At 31.2% G+C, this 20,967-nt stretch carries 16 protein-coding genes; 12 read left to right on the top strand and 4 right to left on the bottom strand.

Translation table 11 applies throughout. The annotated features are described in order from the left end of the window. On the bottom strand, nucleotides 1–4,967 hold a 4,967-nt coding region (locus MPF19_RS16515), incomplete at its 3' end, for a DUF8693 domain-containing protein (protein ID WP_502925194.1). 338 nt (nucleotides 4,968–5,305) lie between these two features. Here MPF19_RS16515 and MPF19_RS16510 point away from each other — a divergent pair. From MPF19_RS16510 to MPF19_RS16485, 6 genes are all read left to right on the top strand, one after another. Continuing rightward, a complete protein-coding gene (locus MPF19_RS16510; protein WP_249989307.1) occupies nucleotides 5,306–7,741 on the top strand; it encodes a protein-disulfide reductase DsbD family protein in 2,436 nt (811 codons plus the stop codon). 51 nt (nucleotides 7,742–7,792) lie between these two features. Further along, nucleotides 7,793–9,268, top strand: a complete 1,476-nt coding sequence (locus MPF19_RS16505; protein ID WP_249989306.1) for an aminotransferase class V-fold PLP-dependent enzyme — start codon at nucleotides 7,793–7,795, stop codon at nucleotides 9,266–9,268. Nucleotides 9,269–9,579: 311 nt separating this feature from the next. Further along, the gene (locus MPF19_RS16500; RefSeq protein ID WP_203394895.1) at nucleotides 9,580–10,404 is read left to right on the top strand and encodes a prephenate dehydratase; all 825 of its coding nucleotides are present in this window, start codon (nucleotides 9,580–9,582) and stop codon (nucleotides 10,402–10,404) included. Between the two features lie 41 nt (nucleotides 10,405–10,445). Beyond that, complete coding sequence (locus tag MPF19_RS16495; RefSeq protein WP_203394894.1) at nucleotides 10,446–11,588, top strand: pyridoxal phosphate-dependent aminotransferase; 1,143 nt, start codon at nucleotides 10,446–10,448, stop codon at nucleotides 11,586–11,588. A gap of 65 nt (nucleotides 11,589–11,653) precedes the next feature. Next, nucleotides 11,654–12,505: a prephenate dehydrogenase gene (locus MPF19_RS16490; protein WP_249989305.1), complete on the top strand. Its 852-nt coding sequence runs from the start codon at nucleotides 11,654–11,656 to the stop codon at nucleotides 12,503–12,505. Between the two features lie 21 nt (nucleotides 12,506–12,526). Then, nucleotides 12,527–13,609 (top strand): bifunctional 3-deoxy-7-phosphoheptulonate synthase/chorismate mutase type II, encoded by a 1,083-nt coding sequence (locus tag MPF19_RS16485; protein WP_249989304.1) that lies wholly within the window; start codon nucleotides 12,527–12,529, stop codon nucleotides 13,607–13,609. A 544-nt stretch (nucleotides 13,610–14,153) separates the two neighbouring features. On the opposite strand, the gene MPF19_RS16480 is transcribed toward MPF19_RS16485, so the two are convergent. Beyond that, nucleotides 14,154–14,795, bottom strand: coding sequence for a hypothetical protein (locus MPF19_RS16480; protein ID WP_203394891.1), 642 nt, complete (start codon nucleotides 14,793–14,795; stop codon nucleotides 14,154–14,156). Nucleotides 14,796–14,925: 130 nt separating this feature from the next. On the opposite strand from MPF19_RS16480, the gene rsgA reads away from it, so the two are divergent. The 5 genes from rsgA to MPF19_RS16455 all read left to right on the top strand — a co-directional run bounded on the left by rsgA (nucleotide 14,926) and on the right by MPF19_RS16455 (nucleotide 18,434). Continuing rightward, nucleotides 14,926–15,891, top strand: a complete 966-nt coding sequence (gene rsgA / locus MPF19_RS16475; protein WP_203394890.1) for a ribosome small subunit-dependent GTPase A — start codon at nucleotides 14,926–14,928, stop codon at nucleotides 15,889–15,891. Nucleotides 15,892–15,894: 3 nt separating this feature from the next. Beyond that, nucleotides 15,895–16,347 carry a D-aminoacyl-tRNA deacylase gene (dtd, locus tag MPF19_RS16470; RefSeq protein ID WP_203394889.1) on the top strand — a complete coding sequence of 151 codons (453 nt, stop codon included), beginning with the start codon at nucleotides 15,895–15,897 and terminating at the stop codon, nucleotides 16,345–16,347. Between the two features lie 5 nt (nucleotides 16,348–16,352). Then, nucleotides 16,353–16,997, top strand: coding sequence for a TatD family hydrolase (locus MPF19_RS16465; RefSeq protein WP_249989303.1), 645 nt, complete (start codon nucleotides 16,353–16,355; stop codon nucleotides 16,995–16,997). Further along, a complete protein-coding gene (locus MPF19_RS16460) occupies nucleotides 16,994–17,710 on the top strand; it encodes a tRNA threonylcarbamoyladenosine dehydratase (protein ID WP_203394887.1) in 717 nt (238 codons plus the stop codon). The genes MPF19_RS16465 and MPF19_RS16460 overlap by 4 nt, the downstream gene beginning before the upstream one ends. An 85-nt stretch (nucleotides 17,711–17,795) precedes the next feature. After that, complete coding sequence (locus MPF19_RS16455; protein ID WP_249989302.1) at nucleotides 17,796–18,434, top strand: YceI family protein; 639 nt, start codon at nucleotides 17,796–17,798, stop codon at nucleotides 18,432–18,434. A gap of 67 nt (nucleotides 18,435–18,501) precedes the next feature. On the opposite strand, the gene MPF19_RS16450 is transcribed toward MPF19_RS16455, so the two are convergent. Then, nucleotides 18,502–19,128, bottom strand: a complete 627-nt coding sequence (locus MPF19_RS16450; protein WP_249989301.1) for a CPBP family intramembrane glutamic endopeptidase — start codon at nucleotides 19,126–19,128, stop codon at nucleotides 18,502–18,504. 3 nt (nucleotides 19,129–19,131) lie between these two features. Further along, nucleotides 19,132–19,587, bottom strand: coding sequence for an Lrp/AsnC family transcriptional regulator (locus MPF19_RS16445; protein WP_203394884.1), 456 nt, complete (start codon nucleotides 19,585–19,587; stop codon nucleotides 19,132–19,134). Nucleotides 19,588–19,762: 175 nt separating this feature from the next. Between MPF19_RS16445 and MPF19_RS16440 the strand changes: the two genes are divergently transcribed. Continuing rightward, a complete protein-coding gene (locus tag MPF19_RS16440; protein WP_249989300.1) occupies nucleotides 19,763–20,965 on the top strand; it encodes an aminotransferase class I/II-fold pyridoxal phosphate-dependent enzyme in 1,203 nt (400 codons plus the stop codon). Nucleotides 20,966–20,967 lie beyond the last annotated feature (2 nt).

The following is a 20,967-nucleotide window of genomic DNA, read 5'->3' as shown; positions in this document are numbered from 1 at the left end:
AGTTTATCTGTAATGTAAATGTCTCTAGAAACATTCTGAATTTGATCTACCATTAAATGTACTTCTCCAGTATTTTCCATTGTAAGTTCTAAAGGCACTTCTAATTCATTAGAGATTTCTTGTACACCTGCAATTACATAATTGTTATCATCTGAAGGGAATTTCCAGTAAAGGTCTGTTTTACCAGTTTCATATACTTTAGAATCATATCCGTTATCAAAATTAAAAGAATTTACTTTATCAAAAGAAATTGCTATTTGATGGTGTAAGAATAAGTCTTCAGCATTTTTATATTCGAAACCTAATTTAATAACAGGTAATAAATTGCTTTTAGTTTCAGTTTTACTACTTTTTGCATTTGTTTTAAAGAACACCGATTGTGCATCTTCACCACCTTCTTCGGTTACATAAGCTCTTTGACTATTATCAAATTTTATAACTCCACCAGTTCCGTTTCCTTCTACAAAGAAACCTTGTGCCATGGCTATATATGGTTTAGGTTCTTTATATTTAGCAGTACCTAAACCAGAAGTTCCGTTATCTTTATTACTAGGGATAGAACTATCTGCAGCTGTTGCTGTTGCTAAGTTAAGTGTTGCATATCCACCAATGTATCCACCAAATATGTGTCCATCGATTCCTTTTCCTTCACCGATAGCACTTTTGTGATGTTCCCAGAAATATAGTGTTTGATTAATAGAACTATCATTGTCATCTAAAAATTTTCTTGCATTTAAAGCAGAAGGGAAGGGATTACCTATTAAATAAGATTGTCCTTCAGTGATCTGTTTTGTTTTAAACTCACCATCATTAGGGGTACCCACAAATGTATAGTTTTGTTTTCTTCCAGGTCCTTTAAAAGTATAACCATCACCTCTATCTATAAGTCCTTTTTTATATTTATGTAACCAATTAGCTCTTCCATCACTAGCAGGAGCATACGTGTAAACCCAATAATCTGCTAAGGAAATGCCAGTTCCAGTAAATGAACCATCATATCCACCAACAAAAGTAATCGCTTTAGCTGTGTTTGCTGTTGTACCATCTCTAAGAACAGACTCTAAAGTATAGGTGTCTTTATTTAAAGTTGTAACTGGTGAACTCATGTAGTTATAACGATACAAACTAGGTACTTCTGAGTTTTGATCTACAAATAATTGTCCATCACCAGAAACTGTACTAGCATTTGTGTGTGTTTGTATTAATTGAGCAGAAGAACCAGATAAACGAATGTCTCCATTTAATTCAATATCATTTGTAACCACTAATAATTGATCTGTTACTCTTAATTCATTGTTCTTAGCAACCTTTAATTTTCTTGCACTTAATCGATTGTTTATATGATTGTAATCTTGATCTACTATCACATAACGAGATCTGTCTGGAAAACCATTATCCCAAGTACCATCCTTATTTGTGGTAGTTTCCTTAATTCTGTGTAAACCTAACAATGTATTTGCTTGTTTATCGGAATTTTTTATTTCTGAGATTAATGGATCTTCAGGATGTCTTTTAGTATTACTATCTGCTGTGACATATCCCGATTGATACGTCTCTATTGCGTCATCTATAAATACTACCCATTCCTTAGCATCATATTCTTTATTAGGTGCTGTTACTTTATCTATTCTAACAAATGAAGTATTGTCTGTAATATTAGAAACGATATCATATCTATTTGCCCATGCATAATTTCCTATAGCAGATGAAAGTGTAATAATGTCATTTGCTCCATTAATATCCGTTAATGCGCTGTTTTGTATAATTGTTGCACCTCCTAAATTTGTTATATCAGAAGTTTTTTTGTTTTTAAACAAGATAGATTTACCTACTTTTAGTTCAGAATCTACTATTACTTCAGTAGTTGGTGTTGCTATTGTTAACGCATCAACTTCGGCAATAGTTTTATCTTTATACAATTGAATTTTTATTGTATTCGCAGGAATATCAGTTGTACCAATATTTGTTATCTCTATCCATCTTTCTTTACCAAATTGATAGACTTGCGTAATCATAGCGTCTGCAGCTTCTGGAATATCTCTATAGTCTAGATTACCTTCAGCTGGGTTCTTTGGATCGAAATTACCATCTGTATCTCCAAAAGAGTTTTCTAAAGTAGTTAAAGATGTTATTTTGTTGTTAGGGGTTGTTCCTCCATCATTTACGGTAAAACCAATAGTAGGGTTGTCTGTATTATCATCAAAAGCATCATCTAAACCATCACCGTCTGTATCTTTTCCTGCAAGTGTGTTCCGTGGGGCTCCATTTTCTGCAATGTCAAGAATACCATCATTGTCTGAATCTGCATCTAAATAATCTGGTATTTTATCACCATCGGTATCTACAGGTATAAAAACTTTACCACCTACTTCGTAAACATCATCGATACCGTTATTATTGGTGTCTGTAATGGCAGTACCAATACCACTTGGAGGAATATAACCTGCTGTAGTTTGTACTTCTATATTATCTGGTATACCATCATTGTCTGCATCAATATCTATATAGTCTGGTATTCCGTCTCCGTCTGATGATGTTAGCGAGTTACCTGTATCTGCACTACTTGGAATTCCGTTAGTTGATGGTGTTTTACCAATAACTCCATCTGCCATTCCATCATGATTCTCGTCTTTACCTCCAGTTTCTATAACATCTGGAATACCATCGTTGTCTGAATCTAAATCTAATCGATTTGGGATGCCATCTCCGTCTGAATCTGTATTACATAATTGTCTTACTATAATGTCATCAATAGCTAAATCGTTTCCAAATGTTGCTTTTGTATTGTTTCTGATTACAACAGTAATGTCGCTGTTATTTAATGTAGTTAAAGGAGCATTTGTACCGTAATATTTCCATGCATCTTTACTGCCTGCTTTTTCTCTAACAATGTTTCCTGTATTTACAGAAGGACCTAAAAGTTTTCCGTTTTGCCAAAGTTCTATTTGTATGTTTGGTAAAACTCTAAGAGGATCATCATTAAGGTTATTGTCAACATCTAAATTTAATACCCAAAAAGACACGTCTAAAAGAGCACCTGCTGTAACACCTTTTATTGTTTTTTTATAAATAATGTCAAGAGTTTTACCTGCATTTACCATTAACATATTGTCATTTGTAGGTTTTAAGCTACCACTTGTGTGATCTCCTACGGTTTGCCATCTATCATTTGCCCAACTTGCAGAGTTAGGTATGTTATTAAATACTGCGTAAAGATCATCTTGTAAATCACGACTATAATCATTACTACGTGGATTTTTTAATTCTTTATATGTATAATTTGTAATTATATCATTAGATAGTGGTGTACTCGTAGTGGCATTACTAGATCCAAAATTTTCATAAAGTAGAGGGGTTCCATAGTTTCCACATATATCTTCATCAACATCTAAAATACCATCATTGTCATCATCTAAATCACAAATATCACTAATACCATCTCCGTCTGTATCTAAGTTGCCAGAAGAAGCTGCATCACAACGATTCCCTACAGTAATATCTTCATCATTAGAATCTCCCGAGTCATAATTTGTAATTACGGTATCATTTGGAGTTGTTACTTTAGCTGTTGCGCTATTTTGGTATACACCCAAAGTTTGGTTCATAGGTACATTTACATCAAAGATAATGGTAACACTTCCTTTACCATTAATGTCAAAAGTTCCCCAGTTAAGTGTCTTATCTCCTACTTTTGGTTTTGTAGTACTAGTTTGTCTAGCATTGTTTAAAACAACATTAGCGCCAGATGCATAGGTGAAACCTGCGGGTAAAATGTCTTCTGCTGATACACCTTTTAAATTTACTTCAGAAGTGTTTTTTAAGGTTATCTCATACGTACCATTTTCACCAATATTAACATTAGGTGTGGTTGTTTTTTTAGTTACAACTAAACCTCCTGTAGGTATTTGTAATACAATTAAATCGAATAATATAAGATCTTGTTTTGAGCCTGCAGTAAGTTCTAAATTTGTTGTATTAGGTGTAAAATTACTATTCTTTACATCAATATCCCAAGCACCTTTGTCTCCAGAAGTATTTCCGGGAGCTGGATTAGAATATCCATTTGAATTAGCAAAATCATTTGGAAAACTACCAAATGCATTGTCTGATACGTGTATATATTCACCGTTTAAAGAATTGTCTCCTTGTAATGAACCAATAGATATGCTTCCTGCTACATCTCCAGAAAACACTTTGTACCCATTAACGGGTATTTTTATTTCTTGTGCAGTATTGTTACTTCCTACATAACCTCTTAGACCATCATATATATATACTTGATTAAAGCCAGGTTCTTTTTTTGGAGATTTATAAACTACAAGCATTTGCCAAGCTCTAGCATTTTCTTGAGAAAGGGCACATGCACCTCTCAAAGCAGCATAGTCATTTGTTAAAATAACATCAGCAGTATAAGTCCCTGCAGGGTTTGGTAAAGCTTTTACTTTTTCTGTAATATCTGCTATATAGCCTTCGTATTTTAAATCTTCAGATGCAAATTTAACAGTTTCTGCATATCCTTTGTCACTTTGTATCGTTTGTGTTATTCCGTTAGGAAATTTAATAGGGATTGTGGTAGATAAAGGTGCGTATTGACTTAATCTCCAAGATGCTTGATTAGGTTCTCCATGATCTACTAAAGCAAACCATTGTATATAAACTGCTTGTATTTCTGCATCTGAAGGTAATATTAATTTTGCACTTGTAGCTGCTCCTTCGTTCTTAGAACAACTATAATTATTACCTTTTTGATATTCTATTTCAGTATTACCTATTTGTGTATAGGTTAAGTTAGCTCCTGAAATTTTTTTGTAAAGAGAAAAATTATTATTTGTATTGGATTTTTGCGCACTCATAGAAAAGGAAGTGGCAAATAATAATACGGTAAGTATTGTTAAGCTTTTTAAACTGTTTTTAAATAGGTGTTGAATTTCCCCAAATTCACATACCTGAAAAGTAGTATCCTTCATAGTTTCTTTTAAAAAAAATGTTTTTTGTGGGGGAGTCGATAAAATGTAGGGAGTATCAAGATATCAATATCTTAATCTTTGCAAATGTACAAATAAATTGTTCTAAACAAAAAAATAACTAACTTATTTTTCTATTAATTGTGAGGCATTTTTTATTTACAACAGTATCCTATAAGACCTCTAAAAATTACGTTTATTTAATTTAAAATGCTACTCTTTTGTTAAAATTAAAGTTTCAATAAACGTAGTCTTCTTGAATTATTTATATTTGATGATTGAAAGAAATTAAAATAGGTAATCTCTTATTTAATCACTCTTTTAGCTATTAGTTTTACCTTATGAAAAACATATTTATTTTTTTATTCCTAACAATTAGTTTAGGAATGTTCTCTCAAATAGAAGATCCTATTAAATGGTCTGCCTCTGTAGAAAAAGTTTCTGATACCGAATTTATTTTAGTATCTACAGCAACCATAGAAAAAGGATGGCATTTGTATTCTCAAAATGTGCCAGAAGATGGGCCAATACCCACAACATTTACCTATAATAATTCACAAAATAATTTTTCTTTAGAAGATAAAACATCCGAAGAAAAAGGACATACAATAGATGATCCTGTTTTTGAAATGAAAATTAAGTTTTTTGAAAACAGTGCTGTATTTAAACAAAAGGTAAAAATAACTTCAGACATCAATACTATTAAAGGAGTTGTAGAATTTATGGTTTGTGACGATTCTAAATGTTTACCTCCTACGGAAATAGATTTAATATTTGAAATCCCTAATAAAACGAATAATAAATTTGATACTCAAGATAGTTTCTTAAATCCTATAAAATGGAAAACATCTGTAGAAAAAATTTCTGAAGATGAATATGATTTAGTTATAAATGCAGAAATAGAAGAAGATTGGCATGTGTATTCTCAATATTCTGCAGACGGTGGTTCCCTGCCAATTATCATTACCAAAGCAAATAAAAATGATGATTATGTATTAAAAGGAAAAGCTGTAGAAAGTGATACTATCAAAAAATTTAGTACTATTTTTAATGTAGAAGAAACTTATTTTGATAAGAAAGCTACTTTAAAGCAAAGAATAAAATTAAATAATAGAGATGTTTCTACGGTTGCTTTAAATTTAACCGGTCAGGTTTGTAAAGAAGCCTGCATACAAATAGATGAGGATTTTACTTTTTCTTTAAATGGTGAAAATGAAAGTGCCAATGCTGTAAATACGCCTATAGTAGATAATAAAGTTACAAATAGCCTTTTGTATGGTATAAATACAGAAGATGTATCTTTTTCAACTGTAAAATGCGACACAGAAGTAAGTAGTAACTCTAACGAAATACAAAAAGGAGGAAAGTCTTTATGGAGTATTTTTGGACTCGGTTTTTTAGGCGGATTATTAGCCTTACTAACGCCTTGTGTTTTTCCGATGATTCCTTTAACGGTTAGTTTTTTTACAAAGAAAAACGGTCAAAATAAAGGAGAAGGAGTTTCTAAAGCTTTATTATATGGCTTCTTTATTTTTGCAGTTTACATTATTTTAAGTATTCCTTTTCATTTATTAGATTCTGTAAATCCAGATATTTTGAATGAAATTTCTACCAACATTTGGTTAAATAGTATCTTCTTTATCGTTTTTGTGTTTTTTGCATTTTCTTTCTTCGGATATTATGAGTTAACATTACCGTCTAGTTGGACATCAAAAACTACGGAGGCAGAAAGTTCTGGTGGTATTATTGGTATCTTTTTTATGGCATTAACTTTGGCAATTGTATCTTTTTCTTGTACCGGACCAATTTTAGGATCGCTTTTAGCAGGTTCTTTAACAGGAGATGGTGGTGCATGGCAATTAACTGCGGGTATGGCAGGTTTTGGAGTTTCTTTAGGTTTGCCTTTTGCTTTGTTTGCAATGTTTCCGAATATGATGAATGCTTTACCAAAATCTGGTGGATGGTTAAATACAACCAAAGTAATCTTAGGGTTTTTAGAATTGGCTTTAGCGTTTAAATTCTTATCAAATGCAGATTTAGTAGCGCATTGGGGAATTTTAAAAATAGAACCTTTCTTAGGACTTTGGATTATAATTTTTGCAGGTTTAGCCTTATACTTATTGGGGAAAATAAAATTTCCGCATGATTCTCCCATTAAAAAATTATCATTTTCTAGAATTGCAGGAGGTGTTTTAGTGACTGCTTTTGTTATTTATTTAGCATCAGGATTTATGGTGAATAAAGAAACAAAAACATTTACTCCTCTAATGCTATTAAGTGGTTTAGCGCCACCCGTTGGATATAGTTTTTTATACCCGAATGAATGCCCTAATAATTTAGATTGTTTTAAAGATTTAAAAACAGGAATTGCGTATGCTAAAAAAGTTAACAAACCAATTATCTTAGATTTTACTGGTTATGCGTGTGTAAATTGCAGAAAAATGGAAGAACATGTTTGGCCAAATCCAGAGATTGATAATTATTTAAGAAACGAATATGTTTTAATATCTCTTTATGTTGATGATAAAAAAACACTGCCAAAAGAAGAACAAATTTTAGTGAATCGTATTAATGGAGGAACTAGAAAACTAGATAATTACGGACACAAATGGGCGAATTTTCAAACGCAGTTTTTTAAAACTAATTCGCAACCCTATTATGTGTTATTAAATGCTGATGGAACAAAAATATTAAATCAGGCAGTTGGGTATACGCCAGATGAAAACGAGTATGCACAGTTTTTAGAATGCGGATTAGAAGTGTTTAAAAAGCAGTAATTAAAAATAAGGATGAAACTCTTGTAAGTTGTAATTTTATCAAAATAAAATATGGAAAAGTCAGATTTAGAACATTATTTTTATCCATTTAGAGAAAATATTGTAGGTATCAATCAGACCTTTTTATCTCCTTATGGAGAACAGAAATTAATTTATACGGATTGGACCGCAAGTGGAAGATTATATGCACCAATTGAAGATAAAATATTACATCAATTTGGACCTTTTGTAGCAAATACCCATACAGAAACCTCTACTTCTGGTGCGGCAATGACATTGGCGTATCATGAAGCTAGAAACATTATTAAACATCATGTAAATGCAACCGATCATGATGTTTTAATTACTACAGGTACCGGAATGACAGGTGCTGTCAATAAATTTCAACGTATTTTAGGTTTAAAAGTATCTGAAAACTTAAAGAATTACACAACCATTCCGCAAGATTTAAAACCCATTGTTTTTGTTAGCCACATGGAGCATCACTCTAACCAAACATCTTGGTTAGAAACGATTGCAGATGTTGAGGTTGTGCCGTGTAATAAGGAAGGATTGTTGTGTATAGAAGAGTTTGAAAAATGTATTTTAAAACATCAACATAGAAAAATAAAAATTGTTTCTATAACATCATGCTCTAATGTAACAGGTATAGAAACTCCATATCATGAAGTTGCAAAATTAATTCATAGTTATAACGGCTTGTGTTTTGTTGATTTTGCCTGTTGTGCGCCTTATGTTGATATAAATATGCATCCAGAAAATGAAGAAGAGTCTTTAGATGCCATTTTCTTTTCTCCGCACAAATTTTTAGGAGGTCCGGGAACTTCTGGAGTCTTAATTTTTAATAAAAAACTATATAAAAACACCATTCCAGATAATCCAGGAGGTGGTACTGTTAGTTATACAAATCCTTGGGGACAACATGATTATTTTAATGATGTAGAAACAAGAGAAGATGGTGGTACTCCAGGTTTTTTACAAACGATTAGAATAGCACTTTCTATTCAGTTAAAAGAAAAAATGGGTGTTGCAAACATCAAAAAAAGAGAAGAAGAAATTAATAAAGTTGTATTTAAAACGTTAGAAAGTTTACCAGAAGTAAAAATTTTAGCACCAAACCAAAAAGAACGATTAAGCATCTTTTCCTTCTATTTTGAAAAATATCATTTTAACCTTGTTGTAAAATTATTGAATGATAGATTTGGAATACAAACCAGAGGAGGATGTTCTTGTGCAGGAACGTATGGGCATTTTTTATTAAATGTAGACCACGCAACTTCCGATAGAATTAAGGAAGAAATTTTACATGGCTGTAATATCCAAAAACCAGGTTGGGTGCGTTTGTCTGTGCATCCAACAATTACAGCCGAAGAACTAGATTTTATCTGTAACTCTTTAAAAGAACTTGCAGAAAACATTAAAGAGTGGTCTAAAGACTATATTTATGAGGCAATTAAAAATGATTATAGCCATAAAACAGTAGCGCCAATAGAAAAAGAATTAGTAACAGCATGGTTTAAAATTTAGAATACTGTTCCGAATTCCTTTTTAGTTGAAGAAATTCATAATGGCAGCCATTTTATTTATGTACTTTTTAATAATTTATCAATTTTTTTATAAAAAATGCTATTTAGTTTGTTTGTTTCAATTTAATCTTTAGATTTGTTCCTTCAAACAAAGAGAATACAAATGTTAAACAACACTTTTACTCGTTTCTATTTTTACTTTTACTTTTTTAGTAAGAGAGGAGACTTTGTAACATGTTGTTAAGTAACATTCATATCATATAAAGTCTCGAAATTATTTCGAGGCTTTTTTTTTGACATTATTTTTAATTAATGAATAAGATTATTGCTATACAGGGAGCTGAAGGCTCAAACCACCATAAAGTTGCACGCAATTTTTATGGAACCACTATACAATTAAAAGAATGTATGTCTTTTGATGAGTTGGTAGACAGTTTGTTAGATCATACCGCAGATTTGGGTGTTATGGCTTTAGAGAATACTATTGCGGGTTCTATAATTCCTAATTACGCCTTAATTGATAAATATAATTTACACATAACGGATGAAGAGTATTTAAATATTCATCATCATTTAATGGCATTAAAAGGTCAGAAAATAGAAGATATTAAAGAAGTTTGGTCGCACCCAATGGCATTGTTACAATGCAAGGAGTTTTTTAAAAAACATCCGCATATAAAATTGGTAGAAGATGTAGATACAGCAGAAGTTGCCAAAAGAATTTCGAAAGAAAATTTAGTAGGTATTGCAGCCATTGCACCAAAAATTGCAGCTGAAATATTTAATCTAGAGGTAATTGAAGATAAACTTCAAACCATAAAAGAAAATGCTACACGTTTTGTAATTGTACAAACTGATGAGCCAGAAGTTGATGTAGAGGTAAATAAAGCTTCTTTAAAATTTCAATTGAATCATAAAAGAGGTAGTCTGGCAGCAATTTTAAATGTGTTGAGTGATTGTAAAATGAACTTAACCAAAATACAGTCTTTACCAGTGATAGAAACTCCTTGGAAATATTCTTTTTTTGTGGATGTAACTTTTGAAGAATATAAAGAGTACGAAAAAGCGAAAGCGATTTTAGAAATAATGGCAGAAGAATTCAAGATTTTAGGAACTTATAAAAACGGAAGGCTATAGCCTTTCCTGAATTTATTTCAGGATCTTTATTATAAAAAGAGATGATACAACCAGCTAAAAGATTAGACACAGTGCAAGAATACTATTTCTCTAAAAAATTAAGAGAAGTTAGAGGATTAGCAGCGGCAGGAAAACCAATTATCAATATGGGAATTGGGTCTCCAGATTTGCAACCACCAATAGAAGTTTTAGAAGCAATTTCTAATAGTTTGGGAGATGCTAGTGCGCATAAATATCAATCGTATCAGGGCTTACCAGAACTAAGAACTGCCATTTCTAAATTCTATAAAAACAAGTTTTCTGTAGATGCAAATCCAGAAAATGAGATTTTACCTTTAATGGGAAGTAAAGAAGGAATTATGCATATTTCTATGGCTTTTTTAAACGAAGGCGATAAAGTATTAATTCCGAATCCTGGGTATCCAACCTATACATCAGTAACGAAGTTAGTAGGTGCAGAACCATTATTTTATAATTTAAGTGATGCTACAGATTGGCAACCAGATTTTGAAGCTTTAGAAGCGCAAGATTTAAGTGATGTAAAAATTATGTGGGTCAATTATCCGCACATGCCAACAGGTACAAATGCAACTTTAAAAACATTTGAAAAATTAGTTGCTTTTGGTAAAAAACACCATATTTTAATTATAAATGACAATCCGTATAGTTTTATTTTAAATGATAAACCTATCAGTATTTTACAAGTAGAAGGCGCAAAAGACATTGCTTTAGAATTAAATTCTTTAAGTAAGACTTTTAATATGGCCGGTTGGCGCGTTGGTATGTTGTTAGGAAAAGCAACGTACATCAACGAAGTTTTAAAAGTAAAATCTAATATGGATTCTGGTATGTTCTACGGAATTCAAAAAGGAGCTATAGAAGCTTTACAATTGTCTGATGACTGGTTTTTAGCTCAAAATAAAATTTACGAAGAACGTAGAAGTTTAATTTGGCAATTGGCAGATAAATTGGATGCAGTTTATGATAAAAACTCTACAGGATTGTTTGTTTGGGCAAAAATACCCGAAGGAAAAAAGTCTGAAGAAGTAACAGATGCTGTTTTGTATGATAATGATATTTTTATTACTCCAGGAACCATTTTTGGTTCTCAAGGAGAAGGATATATCCGTTTTTCATTATGTGTAACAACAGATATTATAAAAGAAGCAATTTCAAGGCTATAAGCTATTGGCCTCTAGCTTTTCGCAAACAGCTAAAAGCGAATAGCTAAAAGCAAAAAAGAAACAAAATGAAGAATATATACATGATTGGTATTGGTTTAATTGGCGGTAGTTTTGCTATCGACATTAAAAAGAACCATCCAGACGCCGTAATTCATGGAATTAGTAGAAAAGATGAAACCTTAAACAAGGCTTTAGAATTGAACCTAATTGACAAGAAAGCAACTTTAGACGATATTGAAAATGCAGACTTGGTAATTATATCAATTCCGGTAGATGCAACGGTAAAATTATTACCAACAATTTTAGATAAAGTATCTGATGACGGTTTAGTGTTTGACGCTGGATCCACAAAAGAAGCAATTTGTAAAGTGGTTGAACATCATCCCAAAAGAAGAAATTTTTTAGCATGTCATCCAATTGCCGGAACAGAAAATTCTGGACCAACAGCAGCTATATCCGGCTTATACGTTGGAAAAACCAATATTATTTGCGAAGTAGAAAAGACAACTTTTAAGCTTCAAGAAAAAGCATTAAAGCTTTTTATGGATATTGGAATGCGTATTCGTTACATGGACCCGGTTTCTCATGACAAGCATATTGCGTATGTTTCGCACTTGTCTCACATAAGTTCATTTATGTTAGGAAAAACGGTTATTGATAAAGCAAAAAATGAACGCGATATTTTTGATATGGCGGGTTCTGGATTTGCATCTACAGTTCGTTTGGCAAAAAGTAGTCCAGCAATGTGGACACCAATATTTAAACAGAATAAAGAAAACGTAATAGAAACATTAGAAGAATACATCAATAATTTACAACAGTTTAAAGAGTTGATGCAAAAAGATGATTTCTCTGAAATTTTTAACGAAATGGAGAGCACAAATCACATAAAACAAATTTTAAACGGCATAAAATAATAAGCCAAAACAAGTAGAAAAATGGAGAATACTAAAGAATTGAGAACATGGTTGGACGATATGAAATTAAATCATCCACTAGTAATAGCAGGGCCTTGTAGTGCAGAAACCGAAGAACAGGTTTTAAAGATTGCACACGAACTAAAAGATTCTGATGTAAGCTATTTTAGAGCAGGAATATGGAAACCAAGAACAAGACCAGGAATGTTTGAAGGTGTTGGTGAAATTGGTTTACACTGGTTAAAGAAAGTAAAAGAAGAAACAGGTATGAAAACCTGTACAGAAGTTGCAAATGCAGCGCATGTAAAGTTAGCTTTAGAGCATGATGTAGATTTATTATGGATTGGTGCACGTTCTACAGTATCACCTTTTATCATGCAAGAAATTGCAGATGCTTTGGCAGGAACAGACAAAATTGTATTGGTTAAAAATCCAGTAAATCCAGATTTAGCTTTATGGTTAGGTGGTATTGAAAGATTATATACTGCAGGAATTAAAAACTTAGGAGCAATTCATAGAGGATTTTCTACATATGAAAAATCTAAATACAGAAATACTCCAGAATGGCAATTAGCAATTGAGTTTCAAAATAAATTTCCAGACTTACCATTAATCAACGATCCATCTCATATTACTGGTAAGAGAGACATGATTTTTGATGTTTGTCAAACAGCTTTAGATTTAAACTTCGATGGTTTAATGATTGAGACTCACTTTGACCCAGAAAACGCTTGGTCTGATGCTGCGCAACAAGTTACTCCTGATGCTTTAAAGCAAATAATGCAAGACTTAAAAGTGAAGAAAGAAACTGAAACTGCAGTTAGTTACAGAGAACCTTTAGAAAACTTAAGAGCACAAATTAACGTAGTAGATGATCAATTAATCGATTTATTAGGTAAAAGAATGCAAGTTGCCGACAAAATTGGTCAATTAAAGAAAGACGAAAACGTTGCTGTTTTACAATCACGTCGTTGGAACGAGATTTTAGGAAACATGGTTATGGAAGGTAGCGGTAAAGGTTTAAGTGAAGAATTTGTTTTAAAAATGTTTAAAGCAATTCACCAAGAATCTATCGTTCATCAAGAAAAAATTATCAACGGATAATAATCTAAGAAGATTATGCTGAACTTGTTTTAGTATCTGTTATCATTTTATATTTTAAATACCTTCAAGTTTTATAATTTGAAGGTATTTTTTTTGGGCGTTACCAAGCAAAAAAGCTTGGTCAGGCTTTCACACTTGCTTTTTTTGTTAAAAAAACAAAAAAGAGCTCAAACAATTGCTCAATCCTTAACGCTTAGTGAGAACCTAAAAGTGATTTTCTTTAAGACTACTAGTAGGCTATTCAGACCTCACAGGTTTTTAAAACCTGTGAGGTCTTTTTTTAATATGCGATAAATTACAACAATTGTCACTTTTTAAGTGTAGTTAAGTGTCTTAACTACAGTAATATAACGATAACATTTGCAAGCGTGTCATTTCGACCCAGCTAGTGCTCGTTTGCAACGAGTACCGAAGCTAATATTCTATATGTTATTGGCACTCTTTACAAACGAGCGCGAGCAAAGTAGGAGAAACAACATTTAGTTAACAAAAAAGACCGCCAATAGGCAGTCTTTTATCTAAATAATAATATTTAATTATTACGTTATTTTGTATACGGAATTCTTCTAGACACCTTTCTCATTAATACATTAATTAGATCTTGAGCATCAGAACCAAGACTTCCTTTTATTTTTTTATGGTAATTAACCACTAATTCATCATCAACAGTGCTGGTAAAATCCATATTCATAGTTGCGCTATTTGTAGCAAACATTCCGCCAGTTAAAACAGCAAGTCCAATTGCAGCTCCATTAGACATTGGTTTAGAAGTTTCGTAAGTACCAGTAATTATTGCTTCTACGCCTAATATTTTCCCTAATTCACTTGGTAGGTATTCATCATATGAATGAATATCTATTCCATTCTTTTTTAATAAAGCATTTGTTCTTGTAGGGTTTTGAACACCAACTAATAAAGTGCCTCTTTTTTTTCTAGTTAAAAACCAAGTATGCATCGCTTTTTGTATATCTAAAGCTTCATTTTTACCCATATCAATAATTTGTTCAGGACTAAAATCTTTTAATTGTTTTGGTCTTAATTTAACTTGAACATGTAATGGTAATATTGCTATTGTTTTTGTGTTTTCAACATACGTTTCAGCATCATCATGTACATACAATTTTGTTTGTGCATTTGTTACTGTTATACAAATTACAAGTGCAAATAGGGAAATAATTTTTTTCATAATAAATTTTAAAATTTAAAAACGAATATAAGGAGAACTTTAACAATTATTTTAAGATTTAGTTTATTTTTTAACTGGCCTATTGAAAAAACTATTGAATTTGTTACATTAATTCAGCATCTTTGTAGTAATGAAAGGAATCGTATATAAATCTACTGGAAGTTGGTATCAAGTAAAAGCTGATAACGGAGAATTTTACAAATGTAGAATTAAAGGGAAATTCAGAATAAAAGACATCAAAAGTACCAACCCAATTGCGGTTGGAGACAAAGTTGTGTTCGATTTAGAAAAAAAGAATGATGAAGAAACAGGTGTTATCAAAAAAATTATAGATAGAGATAATTTTATTGTGCGTAAATCTGTAAACCTTTCTAAGCAAATACACATTATTGCGTCTAATATAGATCAGGTTTTTTTATTGATTACTATTAATAATCCGCCAACATTTACCACCTTTATAGATCGTTTTTTAGTAGCAACTAGAGCTTATAGAATTGATACTATTTTGGTGTTTAATAAGGTAGATTCTTATGCCATTGAAGAACGAGCTGAGATTTTATACTTAAAAGATATTTACGAAGCTATTGGTTATCGTTGTGTTGAGGTTTCATCAACCCAAAATAAAAATGTAGATACTATTAAAGAAATGATGACCGGTAAAACCTCTATGTTTGTTGGGCATTCTGGTGTTGGTAAATCTACATTAGTAAATGCTATAGAACCTTCTTTAAATTTAAAAACTAAAGAAATTTCAGATCAACATAATCAAGGTAAACACACTACTACTTTTGCGGAAATGTTCGATTTAAGTTTCGATGCAAGAATAATAGACACACCAGGTATTAAAGGTTTTGGTGTTGTAGATATTGACAAATATGAATTAGGAGATTATTTTCCTGAGTTTTTTGCTTTAAAACAAAATTGTAAATTCAATAATTGTATTCATACCAAAGAACCACAATGTGCTGTAAAAGAAGCCTTAGAAAAAGAAGAAGTTTCTTGGTCTCGTTATAAAAGTTACCTGCAAATTTTAAGTGGAGATGAGGACAAAGAACATTTTAGAACAGATGTTTGGAATGAAGAAGATAATGAGTAAACTATGAAAATTGTAATTCAAAGAGTATCGGAAGCCAGTGTAACTATAGATGATCATAAAGTTGCAGAAATAAAAAACGGACTTTTAGTATTATTAGGTATTGTAAATGAGGATACTGAAGAAGATATTAATTACTTGGTTCGAAAAACGGCCAATCTTCGCATTTTTAATGATGAAAACGAAGTGATGAACAAATCTCTGATAGACATTGATGGCGAAGTAATTGTTGTGAGTCAGTTTACGTTACAAGCGGCTACTAAAAAAGGAAACAGACCTAGTTATATTAAAGCAGCAAGACCAGAAGTGGCAATTCCGTTGTATGAGAATTTTGTAGAAACGTTAGAAAAAGAAGTTGGTAAAAAAGTGCCAACAGGTCAGTTTGGTGCAGATATGAAAGTAGCTTTGGTAAATGATGGTCCGGTTACAATTATTATAGATTCTAAAAATAAAGAGTAATTTTTATGCTTTTTTTTGATGTACATACACATAGCATGTGTGCTGACCAGCATGTGTTTTCGATTTTAAATAAATATCCAAATGCTACTAATTTTTCTAAACCTTTTTCAATAGGAATTCATCCTTGGTATATCAAAGAAGAAACAGTAGAACAGGATCTTTTAATTGTTTCGTTACAACTTCAACATAAAAACTGTTTAGCGCTTGGTGAGTGTGGTTTAGATAAAATTTCAGAAACTAATTTTGAACTTCAAAAAGCTATTTTTAAAAAACAAGTGCTACTTTCAGAGAAATATAAAAAACCTTTAATAATTCATTGTGTAAAAGCACATCAAGTAATTATAGAAATTAAAAAAGAATTAAAACCAACTCAAACTTGGGTACTTCATGGTTTTAATAAGAGTATTGAAATAGCAAAAAGTCTCCTTAAAAACGGAGTTGTTTTATCTATTGGAGCTGCTATTATCAAAAATAATAAGTTACAAAAAGTAATTTCCGAAATTTCACTTTCATCTTTCGTATTAGAAACAGATGCTGCAGAAATAGAGATTCAAGAAGTGTATCAGAAAATTGCAACAATAAGAAATATAGAAATAGAGGAACTTGTATCTATAATGAATAAAAATTTTAAAGAGATATTTATAAAATGAGTTGGTTAGAGCGTACGGAATTATTAGTGCAAAAAGAGGGCTTAGAAAAATTGCAAAAAGCCAATATTTTGTTAGTTGGTTTGGGTGGTGTAGGCTCTTATGCCGCAGAATTTATAGCGAGAGCAGGTGTACAAAAAATTACAATTGTAGATGGAGATGTTTTTGATGAAACCAATAAAAATCGTCAATTAACAGCATTAGATTCTACCATTGGTAAATCGAAAGCAAGAGTGTTGGCAGAAAGATTAAAAGAGATAAATTCGGAAATTGAATTGACTGTTTTAGAAGAATTTTTATCACCAGAAAGAGCTTATGAGATTGTAACCAATGAATATAATTATGTTCTAGATTGCATTGATAGTATTACACCAAAAGTGAATTTAATTGTAGCAGCCAAAAGAAAAAAAGTAAAAATTATATCTTCTATGGGTGCAGGTGGTAAATTAGATGCCACCAAAGTAAAAATAAAAGACATAGGCAATACTAAGAATTGCACAATGGCTCGTGTGTTAAGAAAAAGATTAAAAGAACGTAAAGTAGATAAAGGTGTAAAAGCCGTATATTCTGAGGAAGTGCAAATTTCTAACAGTGTAAAAATAACAGATGGTACCAATTTTAAAAAATCTTATTACGGCACAATAAGCTATATGCCAGCACTTTTTGGCTTGCAAGCGGCGGCTTATGTTGTTAATTTCATCATAAAACAAAAATAATACTTTCCAAGGGAAATAAATTACGTATATTTGCCATGGAAAATAAAACAAAAATCAATCTAAATCAATCTAAATTAAATTTAAAATGAAGAAAATAATTTTATCATTAGTAGTAGTGGCATCAGTTTTAACTGCATGTAAAGGAGAAAAGAAGGAGAAAGTAGAAGCTAAAGAAGCTGTAAAAGTTACCGTTAATGTTGCTGAATTAGATAATGTTGATACTTCTGTATCAGTTTTAAACTGGGAAGGAACAAAACCAGGAGGCGCACATAATGGAACTGTAGCTTTAAAAAGTGGAGGTTTATTAATAGAAGATGGTAAACTTACTAATGGCGAGTTTGTAATTGATATGAGTAGCGTTACAAATGTTGATATGAAAGGAGCTGAAGGAGCAGGGAAAATTGAAGGTCATTTAAAAAGTGCAGACTTTTTTGATGTAGCTGTTTATCCTATTTCAAAATTTGTAATTACTAAAGTAGAAGAAGTTGATGGTAAATTAGCCGTTACAGGAAATTTACAAATTAAAGATGTAACAAAAAGTATTACAATACCTGCAACTATCTCTACAGAAAATGGTGTAACAGTTTTTAAAAGTGAATCTTTTAATGTGGATAGAGCAGATTTTAATGTAAAATATGGTTCTAAAAAATTCTTTGAAGGATTAAAAGATAAATTTATAGATGATATTATGACTTTCTCTTTTGTTGTAAAAACGAAAGCGTAAATTAGATTAATTCAAATTCAATTTTAGAGGCCAAAAACGTATGTTTTTGGCCTCTTTTTTTTTGGTTTTAAGAAGGGAATCCCAACATACTTCCCATACCCACAGTAAATAACCAACAACCATAAATACTGTGTTCAATAGAAACTAGCAGTGTAGATTTTGTGTTTTTAAAGGTAATAGCAAAAAGAATTCCACCAATAAAAGTAAGTAATAATACCAAAGTGTTTTTAAAAAACAAATGTGCTAAAGAAAATAAAAGTGCATTTAAAAGTATAAATAGGGTTTCATTTTTAAAAAGATTTTTATAGCGTTTAAAAAAGAACGTTCTGTACATTACTTCTTGCGGATATACCGAAAACAACGAATAAAATAGTAAGATAAGAACCCATAGTTTTGGTTTGTTTAACATTACAGTAAAAAGACTTTTAGAATCTGTAAACCAAACATAAACTACAGTTAACACTGCAATAATTACAAGTTTAATTAATGTTGTTATCCAAAATTTTTTCCAGTTGATTTTTTTATCAATTTTAAATTTCAAATTTTCAACTTTAAAAAGCACATAAATAATATAGGTAAACCCTGCAACACCAATAATTAACTTTAAAATTGGCGAGTAAGTAAAGGCAAAGCTTATCGGAATTAATACAAAGATGAATAATAGTTCAAGAAACTTATAGCGTGTAGATTGCATATTTTATAGTTTTATAGCGGTGGTGTTTTTTACTTGTTCAATGGTAAATATACTATGTGTACTGCCAATATATTTGATTGCCGTTAATTTTGTAACCATAAAATTACGATATGCATCCATATCTTTTACGTAGATTTTTAGAATATAATCATAATCTCCACTAACATGAAAACATTCTGATACTTCTTCTAATTTTAAAACTTCACGCTCAAAAGTGGTTACATATTCTTTAGAATGTTGAATCAATTTTATATGGCAGAAAACTAAAAAAGACTTCTCAATTTTATTTTTATTGATGATGGCCACATACTTTTTAATCACTTTCTGATTTTCTAACTTTTTTACACGCTCATAAACAGCCGTAACAGATAAATTTAAATGAAGTGACAATTGTTTAGTAGTTTGTTTACAGTTTTCTTGTAATAAGTTGATGAGTTTTTTATCGATAGTATCTAACATGTAAATTTTCTAAAAAATGAATTTTAAACAACGTTTTGTAGTTTTTTAAATTGGTAATTAAATCAAATTAAGTAAAATAATCTATACTTTACGCATAGTGTTGATTTATTTTCTAATTCATCGTTTTTTTGTAAATAATATATAACTATAGAAACTACAGAAAATCAATACAATTATGGCTTTTAAACCCGCAGATAAAATTCAAGATTTACAATACTTTGGCGAATTCGGAGGCGTTAATCCGTCAATATCCGATTCATCAACCTATACATTTATATCAGCAAAAACCATGTTCGATACTTTTGAAGGAAATGCAGATGGCTGTTATTTATATTCTCGTCATTCATCACCCTCAAATTTATATTTAGGAGAAGCTTTGGCAGCTATGGAAGGTACAGAAACAGCCAATGTTTCTGCTTCAGGAATGGGGGCAATTACACCTGTTTTAATGCAGTTGTGCAATGCCGGAGAGCATATTGTTTCTAGTAGAACAGTTTACGGAGGTACCTATGCTTTCTTAAAGAATTTTATTTCTAAATTTAATATTAAAACAACTTTTGTAGACATCACAGATTTAGATGTTGTAGAAGCCGCTATTACCAAAAACACCAAAGTTTTGTATTGTGAGGCTGTAAGTAATCCGCTTTTAGAGGTAGCAGATATAAAAGGTTTATCCGCTTTAGCGAAAAAGTATAATTTAAAATTAGTGGTAGATAATACCTTTTCTCCATTGTCAATTTCCCCAGCAAAGTATGGTGCTGATATTGTAATTCATAGTTTAACAAAATTTATAAATGGGTCTTCAGATACGGTTGGAGGTGTAGTGTGCGGAACTCAGGAATTTATCAACGATTTACGAAATGTAAATAGTGGAGCAAGTATGTTATTAGGAGCTACCATGGATAGCTTAAGAGCTGCATCAGTTTTAAAAAACATGAGAACCTTGCATATTAGAATGAAACAACACAGTTTTAATGCTGGGTTTTTAGCAGACAAATTTGAAGCTGATGGATTGAAAACCGTGTATCCAGGTTTGGTGTCTCATCCTTCTCACTTGTTGTTTAAAAGTATGATGAATGCAGAATATGGTTTTGGAGGCATACTGACTATTGATGCTGGCACGTTAGAAAAAGCCAATGAATTAATGGAGTTGATGCAACATGAAAATTTAGGAAATTTGGCGGTAAGTTTAGGTTTTTATAAGACGTTGTTTTCTTCTCCCGGAAGTTCTACATCATCAGAAATACCAGCAAAAGAACAAAAAGAAATGGGACTTTCAGATGGATTAATACGTTTTTCTATTGGTTTAGATAATGATATTGAAAGAACTTACCATAGAATGAAATCTTGTATGGTTAAAGTAGGTGTTTTAAGTTAATT

It is taken from the genome of Polaribacter sp. Z014, assembly GCF_023555435.1.
In the GTDB taxonomy this organism is placed as follows: Bacteria; Bacteroidota; Bacteroidia; order Flavobacteriales; family Flavobacteriaceae; genus Polaribacter.
The sequence above is the reverse complement of the archived record's forward strand: the minus strand, read 5'-3'. Positions and strand labels throughout refer to the sequence as shown.

What these genes read in the sequence shown, in the direction of transcription:
- rsgA (WP_203394890.1), top strand. Translation starts at nt 14,926, where the DNA reads ATGAAAGGAATCGTATATAAATCTACTGGAAGTTGGTATCAAGTAAAA.
- MPF19_RS16450 (WP_249989301.1), bottom strand. Translation starts at nt 19,128, where the DNA reads ATGCAATCTACACGCTATAAGTTTCTTGAACTATTATTCATCTTTGTA.
- MPF19_RS16480 (WP_203394891.1), bottom strand. Translation starts at nt 14,795, where the DNA reads ATGAAAAAAATTATTTCCCTATTTGCACTTGTAATTTGTATAACAGTA.
- MPF19_RS16490 (WP_249989305.1), top strand. Translation starts at nt 11,654, where the DNA reads ATGAAGAATATATACATGATTGGTATTGGTTTAATTGGCGGTAGTTTT.
- MPF19_RS16445 (WP_203394884.1), bottom strand. Translation starts at nt 19,587, where the DNA reads ATGTTAGATACTATCGATAAAAAACTCATCAACTTATTACAAGAAAAC.
- MPF19_RS16465 (WP_249989303.1), top strand. Translation starts at nt 16,353, where the DNA reads ATGCTTTTTTTTGATGTACATACACATAGCATGTGTGCTGACCAGCAT.
- MPF19_RS16510 (WP_249989307.1), top strand. Translation starts at nt 5,306, where the DNA reads ATGAAAAACATATTTATTTTTTTATTCCTAACAATTAGTTTAGGAATG.
- MPF19_RS16495 (WP_203394894.1), top strand. Translation starts at nt 10,446, where the DNA reads ATGATACAACCAGCTAAAAGATTAGACACAGTGCAAGAATACTATTTC.
- dtd (WP_203394889.1), top strand. Translation starts at nt 15,895, where the DNA reads ATGAAAATTGTAATTCAAAGAGTATCGGAAGCCAGTGTAACTATAGAT.
- MPF19_RS16485 (WP_249989304.1), top strand. Translation starts at nt 12,527, where the DNA reads ATGGAGAATACTAAAGAATTGAGAACATGGTTGGACGATATGAAATTA.
- MPF19_RS16500 (WP_203394895.1), top strand. Translation starts at nt 9,580, where the DNA reads ATGAATAAGATTATTGCTATACAGGGAGCTGAAGGCTCAAACCACCAT.
- MPF19_RS16455 (WP_249989302.1), top strand. Translation starts at nt 17,796, where the DNA reads ATGAAGAAAATAATTTTATCATTAGTAGTAGTGGCATCAGTTTTAACT.
- MPF19_RS16460 (WP_203394887.1), top strand. Translation starts at nt 16,994, where the DNA reads ATGAGTTGGTTAGAGCGTACGGAATTATTAGTGCAAAAAGAGGGCTTA.
- MPF19_RS16440 (WP_249989300.1), top strand. Translation starts at nt 19,763, where the DNA reads ATGGCTTTTAAACCCGCAGATAAAATTCAAGATTTACAATACTTTGGC.
- MPF19_RS16505 (WP_249989306.1), top strand. Translation starts at nt 7,793, where the DNA reads ATGGAAAAGTCAGATTTAGAACATTATTTTTATCCATTTAGAGAAAAT.